Annotated in this window: 4 protein-coding genes; 2 read left to right on the top strand and 2 right to left on the bottom strand. The window is 45.7% G+C overall.

The window, feature by feature from the left end; genetic code table 11:
- Positions 1-54 precede the first annotated feature (54 nt).
- Entirely contained in the window at positions 55-348 is a 294-nt protein-coding gene (locus tag PX636_RS12240) for a hypothetical protein (protein WP_125731867.1), read from the top strand.
- A gap of 22 nt (positions 349-370) precedes the next feature.
- Here the strand turns inward: PX636_RS12240 and PX636_RS12235 are convergent, their stop codons facing one another.
- Together PX636_RS12235 and psbA are read right to left on the bottom strand one after the other, a co-directional pair.
- Positions 371-901 (bottom strand): ATP-binding cassette domain-containing protein, encoded by a 531-nt coding sequence (locus tag PX636_RS12235; RefSeq protein WP_231859719.1) that lies wholly within the window; start codon positions 899-901, stop codon positions 371-373.
- A 182-nt stretch (positions 902-1083) separates the two neighbouring features.
- Positions 1084-2166 carry a photosystem II q(b) protein gene (gene psbA, locus PX636_RS12230; protein ID WP_012264511.1) on the bottom strand — a complete coding sequence of 361 codons (1083 nt, stop codon included), beginning with the start codon at positions 2164-2166 and terminating at the stop codon, positions 1084-1086.
- 338 nt (positions 2167-2504) lie between these two features.
- Between psbA and PX636_RS12225 the strand changes: the two genes are divergently transcribed.
- Positions 2505-2904, top strand: a 400-nt coding sequence (locus PX636_RS12225) for a pentapeptide repeat-containing protein (RefSeq protein ID WP_288117377.1), incomplete at its 3' end; no start/stop codon positions are given.

Below are 2904 nucleotides of genomic sequence, written 5' to 3'. Positions count from 1 at the left end.
TGTCAGTCTGTAGAGCGACCATAAGACCAGAACAGAGTAAATCTGTTAAGGCAGGTGCGGAACCCCGCAAGGGAAAGAAGCAGAAACCTAAATCGTGAGGTTTGGGAATCACCGTCCGTTTACGGCGGTGAGGATGTCAAATTAGGAGAAGTTTTTGCTATTGCTACCATTGTATCGGGGCGATTCCTCAAACGCCGCCAGAGATACTGGTTTTCCTTCGTTATGGCCTGCATCCTCTGCTTATTCACTCCCTTGGGGACAATCCTCGGAGTCTTCACGATTATTGTTCTCTCCCGCCAGTCCGTCAAGGAGCTATACGGGCTTCCTAATGCAGATACCGTTAATTAACATCTCCAAATGAGAGCGGCCTTCAATAAATAGGCTTAGTAGCAGCCGCCGTCACGCTCAATAAGAAAGCCACGAACTGGATACTGAAAATAATAAATGCTATCAACTGACCCAGCGATAATTGAGCGGCGAGGACTGGGGAAGCCCCATACCAGAAAAGGAAGAGTACGATTAGGGTCAAAGGCAAGCGGAAAGAAAGAGGAAGAGGTTCTGAACCAGACTCGGCTACCAATCTGTTTCTTTTGAGAAGGTAATAGGTTCCACAGGCTAGGGCAGTTAGTCCAGTGGAAGCAAAGGCAAGTTGAGGACTGTAAATAGCCATTAATGATAGCATGGCCAAGACTTTAGGGAGTGTGACAGCGACTTTGAGAAAGAGGTTCCTAGCCAGACCGTTGCCTATGATGGCGGCGGTGAGAGCGGCTAGGCCGATCTCCGAGGCACTGGCAAAGAGAGTCGTCACTATCAAGAAAACACCCCAAAAGTTGAGAGCCTCAGGCGAGTTCTGGATGATGACCTTATCGATAATCACCTGAATGACTAAGGGGATAGACAACCAGAACAGAGTACCGAAGGCACTTAAAAAGAAGACGGTTATCGATAAGAGCAGTTGAATGATAATTGTTACTCCCCGAAGCTAAACTCACCGGATGAACGATCCAGGCTAGACATACCATAAAATATTTAGCAACAAAAAAGCACCCCCTTGCGGGAGTGCCTTTTCGTTCAGACTAGGAATTAACCATTGATAGCAGGAGCAATCAGAGCTACAGGAGCCTGTTCACCACTAGCTAAGTCTAAGGGGAAGTTATGTGCATTGCGCTCGTGCATTACTTCCATACCGATACCAGCGCGGTTCAGCACATCGGCCCAAGTACCAATTACACGACCTTGAGAATCGAGAATCGACTGGTTGAAGTTGAAACCGTTGAGGTTAAACGCCATGGTGCTAACACCCATTGCCGTAAACCAGATACCGATTACCGGCCAAGCACCTAAGAAGAAGTGCAGAGAGCGGCTGTTGTTGAAAGAAGCGTATTGGAAGATTAAACGTCCGAAGTAACCGTGAGCGGCAACGATATTGTAGGTTTCTTCCTCTTGACCGAATTTGTAACCGTAGTTCTGAGATTCGATTTCCGTGGTTTCACGCACTAAGGAAGAAGTTACTAGGGAACCGTGCATCGCGGAGAACAAGGAACCGCCGAACACACCAGCAACACCTAACATATGGAAGGGGTGCATCAGGATGTTATGTTCTGCTTGGAACACGAACATAAAGTTGAAGGTTCCAGAGATTCCTAAAGGCATACCATCAGAGAAAGAACCTTGTCCGATGGGATAGATTAAGAATACAGCAGTAGCGGCGGATACCGGTGCAGAGTAAGCAACACAGATCCAAGGACGCATTCCTAAACGGAAAGACAGTTCCCACTGACGACCGAGGTAGCAGAAGACACCTAGTAAGAAGTGGAAAATGACTAACTGGTAGGGACCACCGTTGTATAACCACTCATCTAAGGAAGCTGCTTCCCAGATGGGGTAGAAGTGGAGTCCAATCGCGTTGGAAGAAGGAACAACTGCACCGGAGATGATGTTGTTTCCGTAGAGTAGAGAACCGGCTACAGGCTCGCGGATACCGTCGATATCTACAGGAGGAGCGGCGATAAAGGCGATGATGAAGCAGGTGGTGGCGGTGAGCAGGGTGGGGATCATGATGACACCGAACCAACCGATGTATAAACGGTTGTTGGTGCTGGTGATCCACTGGCAGAACTGCTCCCACAGGGAAGCGCTTTCGCGCTGTTGTAGAGTGGTGGTCATTGGTTTATGATTCCTATTAAGTTATCGAGGTACGATTGATGATGTCTCTATCTTAAGGAGTTTGTATCGGTTTGTAAAGGGGTTTGACATTCAGTATTACTTGTCGGGGTGATAAGGTGGGCTTATGTTCAGTTTGCGCCTACATTGTGGAAAAAATCCTTATTTACCTTGTTCTTAACCTATGCAGACGAGTCGGAGAGGCGACTCTCCAGCTTAGTTTAACCATCGATTATCCGTGTTATCATGCCAGTATTCAAAAATGACTTCAGCCTAAGAAATTACCAAAAATTAAATTTTATTCTTGAATAGCATCAATCAAAATAAGGGTTAAAACTGCTATGACTACAGATTTAAACGCGATTACCAGAACCCGCATACCTGCTCGAAAGGTCATTAATCAATACAAAGAGGGAAGAAGAGATTTCAGAAATCTCGATCTACGAAACTCCTCTTTTAAAAAGCAAGACTTACGCGATGCTGATTTTAGCGGTTCAGATATTCGCGGTTGTTCGTTTGAAGGAGCAACCTTGGAGAACGCTAATTTCTCATCGGTTATTACTGGGTTTTCTCGATTCTATTGGTTTAATCTATTTGTGTCCGCAGGTTTTGGCTTTCTGATTTGGAATTATTGTCTAACTTTTACTGCTAAATACATCGAAATGATCACTAATCCCTTCAAAATGGCAGTTGAAGGGATTCTAGGAATTTATGCAGCAGAAATTTTCACAATCATAGCTC

The organism is Microcystis sp. M53598_WE2, assembly GCF_030067735.1.
Classification (GTDB): Bacteria; Cyanobacteriota; Cyanobacteriia; order Cyanobacteriales; family Microcystaceae; genus Microcystis; species Microcystis aeruginosa.
Note: the sequence above shows the minus strand (reverse complement) of the source record. Positions and strands in the feature narration are given on the sequence as shown.